Raw genomic sequence first — 16,335 nt, 5'->3', positions numbered from 1 at the left:
AAATGGCGGAACAAACAGATTTACTGATTTTAGGTGGCGGAACAGGAGGCTATGTAGCAGCAATTCGAGCCGCACAAAAAGGGCTAAACGTCACAATTGTTGAAAAATACAAATTAGGTGGCACTTGTTTGCACAAAGGCTGTATCCCTACAAAAGCTTTATTAAGAAGCGCAGAGGTTTTTGATACCTTAAAACAAGCGGCTTCTTTTGGGATTGAAACAGAGGCAGCGTCCATTGATTTTTCTAAAATACAACAACGGAAAGAAGGAATTATTGAGCAGTTACACAAAGGTGTTGAAGGCTTATGCAAGAAAAATAAAATCAAAATTTTAGCAGGCGAAGGTGCGATTTTAGGTCCCTCTATTTTTTCACCAGTCTCTGGCGCAGTGGCAGTTACGTTTAATGATCCAACACGGGAAGAAGAAATTATCGTTCCTAAAAATGTCATTATTGCGACAGGCTCTAGTCCTAAAACGTTACCTAATTTGCCACTGGATGAAGAATTTATCTTATCTTCTGATGGGATGCTTGAATTAGAAGAGCTACCAGAATCAATTGCAATTATTGGTGGTGGCGTTATTGGTGTCGAGTGGGCTTCTTTATTAAATAGTTTAGGTGTCAACGTAACTATCATTGAATTTTTGGATCGTTTACTTATAAATGAGAGTGCAACAATTTCTAAAGAATTAAAGAAACGTTTAGAGCAACGAGGAATTAACATTTTATTAGGTAGCAAAGTCCAAGAAGCGAAAGTTACCGGACAGAAGGTTCAAGTAGAAGTTGCAGGACAAGAAACCCTCACTGTTGACAAAGTCATGGTAGCAATTGGTCGTCAACCCAATATCAATAAGTTAGGGTTACAGAATACCTCAGTGAAATATACTGACAAAGGCATTGAAGTAAATGAATTTTATCAAACCACAGAAGGACATATTTATGCGATTGGTGATTGTATTGATACACTTCAACTAGCGCATGTGGCTATGAAAGAAGGAGAGCTAGCTGTTCAGCATCTTTTAGGCGAGACAGTTGAACCTTTAAATTATACAAACGTGCCTCGAGGTGTTTATACAAATCCTGAAATAGCAAGTGTCGGCTATACTAGAGAAACTTTGCCAGCAGATAAAGAAGTAGTGATTGGCACCTTTAATTTTAATGGTAATGGTAAATCACTTGTTTATGGAGAAACAGATGGCTTTATAGAAGTAATTCGTGACAAGAAGACCGATGATTTATTAGGGGTTTCTATGATTGGGCCACATGTCACGGATTTAATTGCCGAAGCAAGTACTGCCATGTATTTAGATGCCGCGCCCATTGAAATTGGTGAAGCAATCCATGCGCATCCAACAATGACAGAAGTATTGCAAGAAGCAGCCTTAGATACTTATGGCTTAGCGATTCACAAATAGAGAAAGGTTGATGAAAATGAAAGCGCTTAAAAAATCAGGTTTATCAAAAGAAGAATTGATTCAGGCATATCGTCAAGTACTACGAGGACGTCGTTTAGACGAACGGTTGTGGCAATTAACAAGGATTGGTAAGACCTCTTTCAATATTTCTGGTCAAGGGGCAGAAGTTGCACAAGTAGCGATGGTGATGGCTTTTGATCCTCAAAAAGATTATTTTTTACCGTATTATCGTGATATGACCGCGTGCTTGGTTTGGGGCATGACCTCCAAAGATATTTTAATGGGTTCTTTTGGAAAAGAAGCGGATCCTTCTTCCCATGGTCGTCAAATGCCGAATCATTATGGTTCAAAAGAGCATAATATTGTTTCCTTCTCTTCAACAGTAAGTACACAAATGCCATTAGCGACAGGTGTTGGTTATGCAGCGCAACTTCAAAAGGCTGATTTTGTTGCATTGACCACCACTGGGGAAGGCTCTGCCAATCAAGGAGAAGTCCAAGAAGCTATGAACTTTGCAGGCGTAAAAAAATTACCAGTCATTTTTGTTGTTGAAAATAATGAATATGCGATTTCTGTCCCAATTGAAGAACAGTATGCCAATAAACGAATGGCCGATCGCGCGAAAGCTTATGGCTTTGAAGGTGTAACCGTTGATGGTAGTGATTTTACTGAAGTCTATCTAGCGTTTAAAGAAGCAGTAAAAGCGGCTCGCGGGAAAAAAGGACCAAAATTGATTGAATTAATGGTTTCTCGCTTGACTTCTCATTCCGCTGACGATGATCAATCTGTTTATCGTTCAAAAGAAGAAATTGAAGAGATGAAAAAGAACGATGCAGTGAAGCTTTTTGAAAAACAATTATTAGAAGAGGGCTATTTAACAGACGAAGACATTGCCAAAATTGATGAAGAAATTCGTGCAGAAATCAATCAAGCAACGGATGAAGCAGAAGCAATGCCAGATCCTGTACCGACATCAATTTTAGAAGAAGTGTATGCAAAATAAGAGAAGAGGAGAAGAAATATAATGGCTGAGATGACTTATTTAGAAGCAATTAACTTAGGAATTTCTGAAGAAATGGCTCGTGATGAAAAAGTAGTTATTTTTGGAGAAGATGTCGGCGGCGACAAAGGCGGCGTGTTCGGTGTAACAAAGGACTTGGCTGCTAAATACGGTGACGAGCGTTGTTTTAATACACCGTTAACAGAAGGCTTAATTGGTGGTTTAGCTGTCGGCTTAGGTTTAATGGGCTATCGCGCAATTGGTGAATTTCAATTTGCGGATTACATTTTGCCTGCAACCAATCAATTGTTATCAGAGGCTCGGACAATGCGCTATAGAACAAAAGGCGATTGGACTGCGCCAATCGTTTATCGGACACCTTATGGCGGCGGTGTTCGTGGTGGGCTGTATCATTCTCAGTCTACAGAAAAAGTTTTTTGTGGACAACCAGGATTAAGAGTTGTGACCCCCTCTAATCCTTATGATGCAAAAGGGATGATTAAAGCAGCGATTCGTTCCGATGATCCAGTCATTTTTTACGAACATAAGCGTTTATATCGTTTACTAAAAGATGAAGTGCCTGCAGATGATTATATCGTACCAATTGACAAAGCCAATGTCGTTAGAACGGGTAGTGATTTAACCGTGATTAGTTACGGCATGACCTTGCAATTAGCTTTAGCTGCGGCGGAAAAACTAGCCGCTGAAGGAATTGATGCCGAAATCGTCGATGTTCGCTCATTATATCCTTTAGATCACGAAACATTAGTAGCTGCAGCTAAGAAAACAGGGAAGGTTTTACTCGTAACAGAAGACAATAAAGAAGGCAGCGTGATGAGTGAAATTGCGGCAATGATTTCAGAAGATGCTCTCTTTGATTTAGATGCACCGATTCAACGACTTGCAGGACCTGATTGTCCAAGCATGCCTTATGCATTACCTTTAGAAAGAGAATTTTTAATCAATGAAGAGCAAGTATTAGCAGCAATGAAAGAATTAGCAGAATTTTAATTGAAGCAAGGAGGAAAAAATAAATGGCCACAAAAGAAATCAAAATGCCTCATCTAGGCGAAAGTGTCACAGAGGCAGCCATTGTCCAATGGTTAGTTAAACCAGGAGATGCAGTGAAACGCTATGATCCCTTAATGGAAGTCGTTTCTGATAAAGTCACCACGGAAGTCCCATCAGATTTTGATGGTGTAGTAAAAGAATTTCTGATTTCTCTAGATACAGATGTGCCCATCGGAACAGCGGTGATGACGTTAGAGACAGAAGAAACAACAGAAGAAACAGAAGTAGCTACTTTAGCACCAGTGAAAGAAGCAAGTGCGGAACAAGCACAAGAACATGAAACGGCTGAAACAACAAGCACTGCGACGTCCCATCAAAAAAATAATGGTCGTTATTCCCCAGCAGTCCTTAAAATTGCCCAAGAAAAAAAGATTGATTTAACACAAGTTACAGGGACAGGTCGTGATGGTCGGATTACTAGAAAAGATGTTACAAACTTTACACCAACACAGGCAAGAACACCTGATAAAACAGTGAGTCCAGGAACTAGCCCTTCAAATTCAGAGGAGCCAGTTGCTTCGCAAAATGAAAGCGCCGCAACAGCTAGTCCAACTGAAACAACCACAGATAAAATTGTCTCTGCAGATCCTGTACGTAAAGCGATTGCTAAAAAAATGGTCCAAAGTGTCAACGAAATCCCTCACGCTTGGTTAATGGTGGAAGCGGATGTGACCAACTTAGTCCAACTTAGAAATTCATTAAAAGATGAATTTAAACAACAAGAGGGCCTATCTCTAAGCTTCTTCCCATTTTTTGCCAAAGCAGTCATTCAAGCGTTAAAGAAAAATCCAAAAATCAATACATCTTGGGATGATGGCTCAATTATTTATCATAAAGATGTTAATTTATCCATAGCTGTAACGACAGACGAGCATCTTTACGTGCCAGTGATTCAACAAGCGGATAACTATTCGATTGCAGGGCTAGCTAAAGAAATCAATCGCTTGGCACAAGAAGTCCGACAAGGAACGCTAGCAAGCAAGGAAATGCAAGGAGGGACCTTTACTCTTAATAATACTGGAACACTAGGTTCCGTCCAATCGATGGGAATTATTAACCATCCACAAGCTGCGATATTACAAGTAGAGTCAATTAATAAACGCCTTGTGCCAACCGCAGATGGAGGCTTTAAAGTGGCAGATATGGTTAACTTATGTCTTTCTATTGATCATCGAATTTTAGATGGACAACAAGCAGGTAAGTTCTTGCGAGATGTTAAAGATAATTTAGCGAAATATAATGCGGATACGGATGTATATTAAAAATCGTTCCTTGCTTTAGTTAAATAAAAAGCGCCTCAAAGAAATAAGCGCTCTTCTTTGAGGCCGCTCTTTATCTAACAGAAAGTTCAATCATTCTCAAACTTGTTTTAAAAAAACAAAAATAATCAATAGGAGTGTTGAAAATGCCCACTGATAAACTGGATGCTCAATTAACCCCAAGAATATTTTTTAACAAAGTGTTAGCTGGAACAGCTTCCGGCACCATTATCGCCTTAATTCCCAATGCTGTATTAGGAGCCATTTTAAAATATTTTGCAGAATACAAGATTATCGAAATGATTATTCATGCGGCGCAAATTTTCCAACTAGCCACCCCTTTAATTATTGGTGGACTGATTGCTTTTCAATTTGGCTTAACGCCACAGAAAATGATGATTGCTGGCGGTGCAGCATTTGCTGGCTCTGGCGTGATTAAATTTAATTCAGAAGTGAAAGGCTTTATTGGTGCAGGTACTGGTGACATCATTAATATTATGATTACCGCTTCTGTTGCAGTCTTACTTTTATTAGTCATTGATAAAAAATTCGGTTCAGTGGAAATCATTGCTTTACCGATCGTTGTTGGAGTAGGTGCAGGCTTGTTTGGCATGTTGATTTACCCATATGTGACACAGATCACGGTTGCCATTGGGAAAGTGATTAACAATTTTACTGATTTCCAGCCAATTATCATGAGTATTTTAATTGCTTGTTCATTTGCTGCACTGATTATTTCACCAATCACTACTGTGGCAATCGGTTTGGCGATTCAGTTGAATGGCTTGTCTGCAGGTGCTGCCGCAATGGGAATTGCAGCCACAACTGTTGTTCTTGTGATTAATTCTTGGAATGTCAACCAATCGGGAGTGACACTGGCTGTCTCTTTGGGCGGTATGAAAATGATGATGCCTAACTTATTTAAATACCCAATTATTTTAATTCCTTGTTTATTTACAGCGACTATTTCAGCAATTCCTGTGGTTCTATTCAACATTTCAGGAACCCCACAATCGGCTGGATTTGGCTTGGTTGGACTCGTGGGGCCACTTGCTTCATTGGATGCGGGCTTAGGGATCTTACCTTTACTCTTTTCTTGGTTTGTTGTTCCAATTGTCGCGGGTTTATTCTCAAAATTCTTATTTGAAAAAGTGTTGAAACTTTATGATAGTAAAGTCGTCTTTGCTTATCAAGGCTAGGCTATCCATTAATTTTCTTTAATGATTTGGATAAAATCTCTAACATCTTCTGTCAGACTAAAATCGCGGCGCAAAGCAATGCCGATGGGGAAATAGTCAAACTTATCTTTTAAAGGAATCCATTTCAGTCCTTGACTTTTTCCCACTTCATAATATTCAATCGGCAGCAAACAAATCGAATTATTTTTTTGTAAACTATAAAGAAGTACTTGTAAATCATCGTTATGCAAAATGATATTCGGCTCATAACCGAAGCTCCGAGTCCGATCTAGTAGTAGGCGACCAATCATAAAATTATCACTTAACGATGAAAATCGTTGATCTTTCAAATCTTTAAAAGTTAATTTTTCATATTGGGAGAGAGGATTTGATTCTGGTACCACGACATAAACATGGTAGCCTTTGGTAGTCGTTTCTAAAGGTTCAATATGAATAATTTCAGGTAAGGTATTTGGGAAAGAAATTAGTCCCATATCAATTTCTTTATTTGCTAACATCGTTTGTAATTTTGGCGAGCCGTCTTGCTGTAATATTAAATTCACATGTGGATGGGTTGTTAAAAATCGTGAAATTTCTTTCATAAATTGTACAGCAAATAAAGTAGTTAACCCTAAACGCAATTGCTTTTTAACTGGTTTCTGGTTCATTTCACGAATATCTGTTACCAATTGATCGAATTGAAAAACAACTTCTTGGCCATGTTCATATAAATAAACACCAGTATCGGTCAATTGAAACGGTTGATCAGAATGATCAAACAACGCTGTGCCTAACTCAGATTCCATTTTTTTCAATGCTAAAGAAAGTGTTGGTTGGGTGACAAATAAATTGCGAGCGGCCGCCGATAAACTGCGGGTATTAACAATTTCAATGAAGTACTTTAAAAGCTGAATATTCATCAGAAACTCCCTTTCTTTTTAAAAGCGCTTACACAAATGTGCTTGGATAAAAAATAACAAATAGATCACTTATAATATAACATATGTTTTGCCTTTTTATTGCTATAAAAGTAAGAGATAGAGATTTTCTTAGCAGATTTTTACCTAAAAATAAAAAATTGAACGGAGGAAAAGAAATGAAGATTATTATCGCAGGTGCTGGCGCTATGGGCAGTCGCTTTGGACTAATGTTACATCAAGCAGGAAATGACGTTATTTTTGTTGATGGTTGGCCAGAACATATTGAAGCAATAAGAAAAAACGGGTTAGTTGCTGATTTTAATGGCGAAGTGATGACCGCTAAAATTCCTATTTATCCTCAGACAGAAGTAGCAAGCATCGATTTTACAGCAGACTTAGTTATCCTATTTACAAAAGCAATGCAACTGGAAGGAATGCTTGAAGCATTAGAACATTTCCTTAATAAAAATACGAAAGTTTTATGCTTGTTAAATGGAATTGGTCACGAAGATATTATCAAAAAATACGTGCCATACGAAAATATTTTATTAGGAAACACAATGTGGACCGCTGGGTTAGAAGGACCTGGCAAAGTAAAATTATTTGGCAATGGTTCGATTGATTTACAAAATTTAGGAGCGCAAAGTGAACAAGCGGCAGAAGCAGTCATTAAGGTATTAAATAACGCTGGCTTAAATGCACGTTATTCTGAGAATATTTTATCATCCATTTATAAGAAGGCCTGTGTGAATGGAACAATGAATGGTTTATGTACTTTGTTGGATTGTAATATGGCAGACTTTGGCGAAACAGAGCAAGCAGATCAAATTGTTCAACAAATAGTTAATGAATTTTTAGCAGTCGCTGAAGCGGAACAAGTTACGTTAGATAAACAAGCAGTCCTTCAACAAATCCGCTCGTGTTATAATCGAGAAACAATTGGTCTGCACCATCCATCGATGTATCAGGACTTAATAACCAATCATCGTTTAACCGAAATTGATTATATCAATGGAGCAATTGTTCGCAAAGGGAAAGTCTATGGGATTGCTACACCGTACTGTCAGTTTTTAACAGAGTTAATTCATTGTAAAGAAAATTTACTTCATGCTAAATAACAAGTAAAAACAGAAATATTTTTGAGTCAGTCTTGAGAAGAGCTTGACCTACTAATTTCTATACTTTGCCAGTGTACAAGGCTGAGACAAAATCCAAAGTGATTTTGTCTCAGCTTTTTTGTTTTTTTAAGAACACTGCAGAAAATAAATCAAATCCGTGAAAAATATGTTAAACTAGAGAAGGTGTTTTTTCGCAAGAATCTACGCGGAACACAGGACTCGTTGAAGAATTGAATCAAAGAAACAATGTGTTAAAGAAGGGATTTGAACAGATTATGACCATTCAATGGTTTTCCGGCCATATGGCCAAAGCAAGAAGAGAAGTTTCTGAAAAAATCAAATATGTCGATATTGTATTTGAACTAGTTGATGCGCGGTTACCGCTTTCTTCCCGTAACCCAATGATGGACCAAATTGTCCAACAAAAACCACGATTAGTCCTTTTAAATAAAGGGGACTTAGCAGATAACGACCAAAATAAAAAATGGCAACATTACTTTCAAAAGAAAGGGTACCAAACCCTAGTCATCAATGCCCAACAAAATAAAGGAATCAATAAAATTGTGCCAGCAGCCAAGGAAGCGTTAAAAGAAAAATTGGCTCGTGAACAGGCGAAAGGCTTGAAACCGCGTGCGATTCGCGCCATGTGTATTGGGATCCCCAATGTTGGTAAGTCAACCTTAATGAATCGTTTAGTCGGAAAAAAAATTGCGCAAACTGGGAACAAGCCAGGTGTGACAAAAGGACAACAATGGTTACGCTCTGGTTCCCAATTGGAATTACTGGATACACCAGGAATTCTTTGGCCAAAATTTGAAGATGAAGAAATTGGGAAAAAATTAGCTTTAACTGGCGCTATAAAAGATCAATTATTGCATTTAGATGATTTGGCGATTTATGGATTAGAATTTTTTGCACGTTTTTATCCGCAACGTTTGACGGAACGATATGGTTTAACAGAGGAAGAGCTATTTTTACCTGCCCCAGAACAATTGATGTTAATTAGCCAAAAACGTGGTTTTAGAGATGATTATAATCGAGCCAGCGAAATGATTATTTTAGAAATTCGCAGTGGAAAATTAGGTACGTATACTTTGGACCGCTGGGAAGAACTAGGAGACGAATAACATGGCAAAAGAGTCGATTCAGGCAATCAAAGAAGCGTTGCTAACTGTCACTGATGCAACCGATGAACGATTAGCAAGCTGGCGAGAAGATGAACGTTCAGGAGTGCAACAAGCGATCAAACAATGGGAACGTCGCCAGTTAGCCAAAGAAAAAGAATGGCAACTTTTTAAAGAAATGAGTCAATTTGAGGAAGCGGCCTATAAAAAAGGCCATCGTTTAATTGCGGGAATTGATGAAGTAGGCCGCGGACCATTAGCTGGCCCTGTTGTGACAGCTGCAGTTATTTTGCCGAAAGATTGTCAATTATTAGGCTTAAATGATTCAAAAAAACTATCTGCTAAAAAACGGGAAACGTTATATAACCAGATTCAAGAACAGGCTGTCGCTATCGGGTTAGGTATCGCTGATCAAGGAGTCATTGATCAAATTAATATTTATCAAGCAACTAAACAAGCGATGAAAATGGCAATTGACGATTTAGCTTTTGCACCAGATTATTTATTAATTGATGCAATGCAGTTAGACGTTCCCCAACCACAAGAAAGTTTGATTAAAGGGGATGCGCGCTCCATTTCGATTGCAGCAGCCAGTATTATTGCAAAAGTAACAAGAGATCGATTAATGGAAGAATATGATGAATTATATCCTGGATATGGATTTAAAAACAATGCAGGTTATGGAACAAAAGAACATCTTCTCGGGTTAGAAAAATACGGTGTAACACCCATTCATCGACGTACGTTTGCGCCAATAAAAGATATGATTTAAAAATAAAACACTTTTTTTACGTATTCTTATTTTAAGAAGATGTGAAAGAGGTGTTTTTTGTTGGAAATTTTACAACGACAATTATTATTTAAATTAGCGGTATGCCAAGGAATTGGCAATTTAGGGATCTTAAAAGTGTTACAAGAAGCTATCGCACAAAAGCGTGTTGATTTTTCCAGTACAGAAATTATTAGAATTGCTGAAATCAAGAAATATCGTGAATTATTTGAACAATCTTGGTTACACCATACGATTCATAGTGAAGCGTTATATATACGACAATGCCAACACCAATTTATGACAATTTTAGATGCCGTCTATCCTAAATTATTACGAGAAATTTATAATCCACCAGCAATTCTTTTTTATAGAGGAAATTTACAATTGTTAAGCAGAAGGAAAATTGGCATCGTCGGCGCTCGCTATGCCACTTCGTATGGGTTAAGAGTGACTGAAGCTCTGGTTCCTAAAATAGTCAAAGAAGGGTTCACAATCGTCAGTGGTCTTGCCAAAGGTATCGATAGTCGTAGCCATGAGATGGCCATCCAGAACGGGGGTCAGACAATTGGAATTTTAGGCACTGGATTAGATGTATATTATCCGTATGAAAAGAAAGAATTACAGCAAACTATGAAGCAGAATCAGCTTGTTTTAACAGAATATGTGAATGGGAGTGGGCCGAAAAAATATCATTTTCCTGCACGTAATCGCATTATTGCTGGATTATCTTTAGGGGTCTGCGTGATGGAAGCTCGTAAGAATAGTGGCTCTTTAATTACTGCACAAGCGGCGATGGATTACGGGCGCGAGGTATTTGCCGTACCGGGAAGTATTTTCCAGTCTTTTTCAACAGGCTGCCATGAATTAATTCAGGACGGCGCTAAATGTGTTCAGACAATAGATGATATTTGTGAAGAATTGTGACTTTTACTAATTGTGAATTGACAACCTACGTTCACTTCGGTACTATTTAATCAGATTTTAATCTTTTGGTTGTTAGTTAGGAGTGTCTAAATGGAAACGGTTGTTAGAAAAAGATGGTTGTTTGGTATGCAGCTACTGGGCTTTTTGGTTTTGGATCAAATTCCTTTGATGATGGTCTCAGTTGTTCAAGTTTCTACAGAAAACTTTTGGTTTCGCTTTGTTAGTGGATTAGTGGCTGTTGGACTTGGTGCCTATTTCGTCTATCTATTTGTTGCTTTTTTGAAAAAGAAAAAGCTCATAACTTGGACTTTTTTAGGAATCAAAGAAACCTTGCCAGTGGCCTTGTTAGGTTTGGTGATAATCTTTTGTGTGGGAATATTTGGTGATTTCTTATTACGTCTGGAAGGACTAGAGACGACCTCTAACCAACAAAGTGTTGAAGAAATTGTTCAAGCCATTCCTAAAGGGCTTATACTTATTTTTGCAGGTGTGATTGGGCCAATTTTCGAAGAGGGAATTTTTCGTGTCGGGATTCAAGCGTTTTTCAAGCCAGCTTCAAAAATAGGCATACTCGTTTCTTCTATTTTATTTGCACTTGTGCACACGCCCACAGATATAGGTAGTTTTATTATTTATTGGGGCATGGGTTTAGCGTTAAGTTGGGTCTATCTACGCACGGGTCGCTTTGAAGCTGCTGTCTTGACTCATTTTATTTGGAATGTTTTGGGTATTTTAATGCTTTAGGATAAAATCTATAAATCATATGCATTTTTTATTTATAAATTCGGACAGTCAAACAGAAATGACAGAAATGTTAGAAAGCCTAGTCTTGACAAACCTGTTCTATATAGCATATGATGTATTACGATTTGTGCGTTTTTTACATATATTATATAGTAGGAAAGCGAACGCGAAAGGAGCTAATTGAATGGCCTATAAGTATCTCGTGATTGTAGAATCACCTGCCAAAGCCAAAACAATTGAAAAATATCTAGGAAGAAACTACAAGGTGGTTGCCAGTGTTGGTCACATTCGCGATTTACCAAAAAGTAAAATGGGGATTGATATTGAAAATAATTATGAACCTCATTATATTTCGATTCGCGGAAAAGGCGATGTCATCAAAAGTTTAAAAGCGGCTGCAAAAAAAGCTGAAAAAGTCTATCTCGCAGCCGATCCGGACCGAGAAGGTGAAGCAATTGCTTGGCATTTAGCTTATCTTCTTGGCCTTGATTTAAAAGATAAAAACCGTGTGGTATTCAATGAGATCACTAAAGAAGCGGTAAAAGCGGCATTTAAAGAACCTAGAACCATCAACGTTGATTTAGTTGATGCACAACAAGCACGGCGCATTTTAGACCGTTTAGTTGGATACTCGATTAGTCCTATTTTATGGCGTAAAGTAAAAAAAGGTTTGAGTGCTGGTCGTGTGCAATCTGTTGCTTTAAAAATGATTATTGATCGAGAAAATGAAATTCGAGAATTTAAACCTGAAGAATATTGGAGCATTGATGGGAATTTCCAAAAAGGTCGCAAGAAATTCAAAGCAAATTTTTGGGGCGTAGATGGTAAAAAGAAAAAATTACCAAATGCAGAAGCGGTGAAAGAAATCACTTCTCGAATTGACGGTAAAGATTACGATGTTACAAAAGTTGAGAAAAAAGAACGGAAACGTAATCCTGCATTACCTTTTACAACCAGTAGTTTACAACAAGAAGCGGCACGTAAATTAAATTTCCGTACCCGTAAAACCATGATGGTTGCGCAACAATTGTATGAGGGAATTGCTTTAGGGAAACAAGGCACTGTGGGGCTGATTACCTACATGCGTACAGACTCAACCAGAATTGCTGATTCCGCCAAAGCAGAAGCTGCTGAATTCATTGAAAAGACCTACGGAGATGAGTTCTCAGCACATGGCGGCCGCAAAGCAAAAAATACGCAAGGTGCACAAGATGCCCATGAAGCGGTTCGTCCGTCAAGCGTTTTAAGAACACCTGATGAAATGAAGAAGTATTTAGATAAAGATCAATTAAAATTATATACTCTTATTTGGTCGCGCTTTGTTGCTAGTCAAATGACACCAGCGATTTTAGATACCATGAAGGTCACGCTTCAACAGAACGGCGTAACGTTTATTGCCAATGGCTCCAAAGTGAAATTTAAAGGGTTTATGCAAGTATATGTTGAAGGACGCGATGATGGTAAAGAAGACAAGGAAAATATTTTACCTGAATTAGTAGAAGGTGACGTTGTTAAATCGGTCGATATCGAACCGAAACAACACTTTACTCAACCACCGGCTCGTTTTAGTGAAGCCACGTTAATCCGGACTTTAGAAGAAAATGGTGTGGGCCGACCATCAACATATGCGCCAACATTAGAAACCATTCAACGGCGTTATTACGTGAAGCTAACCAATAAACGGTTTGAACCAACGGAATTAGGTGAAATTGTGAATTCCCTAGTTTCAGAGTTTTTCCCACAAATTGTCGATACACATTTTACAGCGACAATGGAAACGGACTTAGATAAAGTCGGTGAAGGCCAAGAAAAATGGGTTGAAGTTGTCGATCGCTTCTACAAGCCCTTCGAAAAAGAATTAACAAATGCCGAAGAAAAAATTGAAAAAATCCAAATTAAAGATGAACCAGCAGGCTTTGACTGCGAACTATGTGGACATCCAATGGTGATTAAACTGGGTCGCTACGGAAAATTTTATGCATGTAGTAATTTCCCAGATTGTCGGAATACAAAAGCGATTGTCAAAGAAATTGGCGTGACGTGTCCTGTGTGTCACGAAGGGCAAGTTATCGAACGCAAATCAAAGAAAAATCGGATTTTCTATGGCTGTAGTCGGTACCCAGAGTGTGACTTCACTTCTTGGGACAAACCAGTAGGCCGACCATGTCCAAAATGTGGGCAATATTTAGTAGAGAAAAAAGTTAAAGGCGGCAAACAAGTCGTTTGTATCAATGGTGATTATGAAGAAAACGTCCAAAAATAAGAAAAATTGAGACCGAAGAATTTACTTCGGTCTTCTCTTTTAGTAAAATGAATTGAGTTTGTAAGAGACAGCTCTTAACTTCTTGACATAGAAAGGAATTTTTATACATGACAAAAAAAGTCACAATTATTGGTGCCGGTTTAGCTGGAAGTGAAGCGGCATGGCAAGTGGCCAATGCTGGCGTACCAGTTGATTTATATGAAATGCGCCCTGTCAAAAAGACACCAGCGCATCAAACAGAAAATTTTGCAGAGTTAGTTTGTTCTAATTCATTACGTGGAAATAGTTTAACCAATGCGGTAGGTGTTTTGAAAGAAGAAATGCGCCGTTTAAATTCAATCATTATTGGTAGTGCAGATCAAACCGCTGTACCAGCTGGCGGCGCCTTAGCAGTTGACCGTGATTCTTTTTCTGAAACAATCACTGAAAAAATTAAAAGTCATCCATTAATTACAATCAAAAATGAAGAGATCACCGATATTCCGGAAGGGATTGTAATTATTGCAACGGGTCCCTTAACCTCTGAAAGCTTATCTCAAAAAATTCAAGAATTTAATGGTTCTGAAGGCTTTTATTTTTACGATGCAGCAGCACCAATTATTGATAAATCAACAATTGACATGGATAAAGTTTATTTAAAATCTCGTTATAACAAGGGCGAAGCGGCTTACTTAAACTGTCCGATGACTGAAGAAGAATTCAATGCTTTTCATGAAGCACTAGTCAATGCAGAAGTGGTTCCTTTACGCACGTTTGAAAAAGAGAAGTTTTTCGAAGGCTGTATGCCCATCGAAGTAATGGCGCAACGTGGCATTAAAACCATGTTGTTTGGTCCGATGAAACCTGTCGGACTAGAAGACCCTAAAACAGGTAAACGCCCTTATGCTGTAATTCAATTACGTCAAGACAATGCTGCAGCTTCTTTATACAATATTGTTGGTTTCCAAACGCATTTAAAATGGGGTGAACAAAAACGAGTATTCCGTATGATTCCGGGATTAGAAAATGCTGAATTTGTTCGCTATGGCGTCATGCACCGTAATAGTTTTATGAATTCTCCAGAGTTGCTAAAACCAACCTACCAATCAAAAAAACGTGACGATCTGTTTTTTGCTGGACAAATGACTGGTGTTGAAGGATATGTTGAAAGCGCGGCAAGTGGTTTACTCGCAGGTATTAACGCAGCTCGTCTTGCCAAAGGGGAAGAGCCGATTGAATTCCCTCGCGAAACGACTTTAGGAAGTATGGCTTATTATATTACACATGCAGAAGGCAAACATTTCCAACCAATGAATGCAAACTTTGGGCTTTTCCCAGAGTTACCTGAACGAATTCGTGACAAAAAAGAACGCTATGAAGCAATTGCTAATCGGGCCTTAGATGTCCAAGCTCAAGTTATCCAATCTTTAGACTAAATTAGAAAAAATATGAGAAAAGACCGAGCATCATTGCTAAGAAATGCGATGATACTCAGTCTTTTAATTTTTAGAAAAAAATAACAAAAGCTAAAGAATAGTTAAAATTGTGAACATATTTAGAAATATTGATTAAATTCTGACAACTTAATTGTCTTTTGAAAAAGGTTATGCTAAAGTTACTTTGTAATCGAATGAGGAGGGCTATCACATGGAAGAAAAGAATTGGCCTGAGTTATTTGCTCGTTATCTTATTGTCGAAAGAGGCTATTCAGAAAAAACAAAAAAAGCATATCAAGAAGATATACAACATTTTTTTTCGTTTTTAAAGACTTCAGGTAATGACAATTATTTGACTGTGGAACATTTGGATGTTCGGGCTTATTTGAGCGAATTGTACGATCAGGAATATAGCCGTAATTCGATTAGTCGAAAAATTGCCAGTTTGCGTTCTTTTTATCAATTCTTATTAAAAAATGAAGCAATCCAAGAAAATCCTTTTTCCTATGTTCATATGAAAAAGAAACAGTTACGGTTGCCCCGTTTTTTTTATGAAAAAGAAATGGATGCATTATTTGAGAGCGCACAAGGGGAGCAACCGCTTGATTTGAGAAATCAAGCATTACTAGAAGTTCTGTATGGGACTGGTATTCGGGTCAGTGAATGTGCGAACTTAACGGTGGACGCAGTTGACTTTCAAGCTTCTGTTTTATTGGTTCACGGAAAAGGAAATAAAGACCGTTATGTGCCTTTTGGTTCATTTGCACAAGACGCCTTAAAGGATTACTTAGAGAATGGCCGCGCGCTATTAATGACAAAATATCAAAAAAAACATCCGTATGTCTTTGTTAATCATCATGGTGAACAAATCACGCCAACAGGGATTGAATATGTCTTAAACCAACTAATTAAAAAAAGTTCATTAAATGCGGAAATTCATCCCCACATGTTACGCCATACATTTGCGACACATTTATTAAATAATGGCGCCGATATGCGGACAGTTCAAGAATTATTAGGACATGCTAATTTATCAACAACTCAGATATATGCGCATGTGACAAAAGAAAGTTTACAAAAAAATTATCGAACGTTTCATCCTCGTGCATAATGGAGGGAAACGTCTAGGAGGAAC

General features: G+C 38.0%; 14 protein-coding genes. 13 read left to right on the top strand and 1 reads right to left on the bottom strand.

Annotated features, from left to right (window positions below; genetic code table 11):
• Positions 1-2 precede the first annotated feature (2 nt).
• From lpdA to AB1I62_RS07845, 5 genes are all read left to right on the top strand, one after another.
• Positions 3-1,412, top strand: coding sequence for a dihydrolipoyl dehydrogenase (gene lpdA, locus AB1I62_RS07865; protein ID WP_010777656.1), 1,410 nt, complete (start codon positions 3-5; stop codon positions 1,410-1,412).
• Between the two features lie 10 nt (positions 1,413-1,422).
• A complete protein-coding gene (locus AB1I62_RS07860; RefSeq protein WP_082153225.1) occupies positions 1,423-2,415 on the top strand; it encodes a thiamine pyrophosphate-dependent dehydrogenase E1 component subunit alpha in 993 nt (330 codons plus the stop codon).
• 21 nt (positions 2,416-2,436) lie between these two features.
• Positions 2,437-3,423 (top strand): alpha-ketoacid dehydrogenase subunit beta, encoded by a 987-nt coding sequence (locus AB1I62_RS07855; RefSeq protein WP_048736839.1) that lies wholly within the window; start codon positions 2,437-2,439, stop codon positions 3,421-3,423.
• Positions 3,424-3,446: 23 nt separating this feature from the next.
• Positions 3,447-4,745, top strand: a complete 1,299-nt coding sequence (locus AB1I62_RS07850) for a dihydrolipoamide acetyltransferase family protein (protein ID WP_048736837.1) — start codon at positions 3,447-3,449, stop codon at positions 4,743-4,745.
• A gap of 143 nt (positions 4,746-4,888) precedes the next feature.
• Entirely contained in the window at positions 4,889-5,941 is a 1,053-nt protein-coding gene (locus AB1I62_RS07845; RefSeq protein ID WP_002384478.1) for a PTS sugar transporter subunit IIC, read from the top strand.
• Between the two features lie 8 nt (positions 5,942-5,949).
• Here AB1I62_RS07845 and AB1I62_RS07840 read toward each other — a convergent pair whose 3' ends face one another.
• Positions 5,950-6,840 carry a LysR family transcriptional regulator gene (locus AB1I62_RS07840; RefSeq protein WP_002369350.1) on the bottom strand — a complete coding sequence of 297 codons (891 nt, stop codon included), beginning with the start codon at positions 6,838-6,840 and terminating at the stop codon, positions 5,950-5,952.
• Positions 6,841-7,016: 176 nt separating this feature from the next.
• Here AB1I62_RS07840 and AB1I62_RS07835 point away from each other — a divergent pair, with 176 nt between their 5' ends.
• From AB1I62_RS07835 to xerC, 8 genes are all read left to right on the top strand, one after another.
• Positions 7,017-7,958 (top strand): 2-dehydropantoate 2-reductase, encoded by a 942-nt coding sequence (locus AB1I62_RS07835; protein ID WP_048736835.1) that lies wholly within the window; start codon positions 7,017-7,019, stop codon positions 7,956-7,958.
• Between the two features lie 275 nt (positions 7,959-8,233).
• Positions 8,234-9,085: a ribosome biogenesis GTPase YlqF gene (ylqF, locus tag AB1I62_RS07830; protein WP_367019144.1), complete on the top strand. Its 852-nt coding sequence runs from the start codon at positions 8,234-8,236 to the stop codon at positions 9,083-9,085.
• 1 nt (position 9,086) lies between these two features.
• Complete coding sequence (locus AB1I62_RS07825; RefSeq protein WP_002357481.1) at positions 9,087-9,854, top strand: ribonuclease HII; 768 nt, start codon at positions 9,087-9,089, stop codon at positions 9,852-9,854.
• Between the two features lie 60 nt (positions 9,855-9,914).
• A complete protein-coding gene (gene dprA / locus AB1I62_RS07820) occupies positions 9,915-10,778 on the top strand; it encodes a DNA-processing protein DprA (RefSeq protein WP_002382350.1) in 864 nt (287 codons plus the stop codon).
• 90 nt (positions 10,779-10,868) lie between these two features.
• Complete coding sequence (locus tag AB1I62_RS07815) at positions 10,869-11,522, top strand: type II CAAX endopeptidase family protein (protein WP_048736833.1); 654 nt, start codon at positions 10,869-10,871, stop codon at positions 11,520-11,522.
• A 184-nt stretch (positions 11,523-11,706) separates the two neighbouring features.
• Positions 11,707-13,785, top strand: a complete 2,079-nt coding sequence (topA, locus tag AB1I62_RS07810) for a type I DNA topoisomerase (RefSeq protein ID WP_002357484.1) — start codon at positions 11,707-11,709, stop codon at positions 13,783-13,785.
• A gap of 107 nt (positions 13,786-13,892) precedes the next feature.
• A complete protein-coding gene (gene trmFO / locus AB1I62_RS07805) occupies positions 13,893-15,200 on the top strand; it encodes an FADH(2)-oxidizing methylenetetrahydrofolate--tRNA-(uracil(54)-C(5))-methyltransferase TrmFO (protein WP_002357486.1) in 1,308 nt (435 codons plus the stop codon).
• A gap of 211 nt (positions 15,201-15,411) precedes the next feature.
• Positions 15,412-16,311 (top strand): tyrosine recombinase XerC, encoded by a 900-nt coding sequence (gene xerC / locus AB1I62_RS07800; RefSeq protein ID WP_002357488.1) that lies wholly within the window; start codon positions 15,412-15,414, stop codon positions 16,309-16,311.
• The last annotated feature ends 24 nt before the right edge of the window (positions 16,312-16,335 follow it).

The organism is Enterococcus sp. AN402 (genome assembly GCF_040719405.1).
In the GTDB taxonomy this organism is placed as follows: Bacteria; Bacillota; Bacilli; order Lactobacillales; family Enterococcaceae; genus Enterococcus; species Enterococcus faecalis.
The sequence above is the reverse complement of the archived record's forward strand: the minus strand, read 5'-3'. Positions and strand labels throughout refer to the sequence as shown.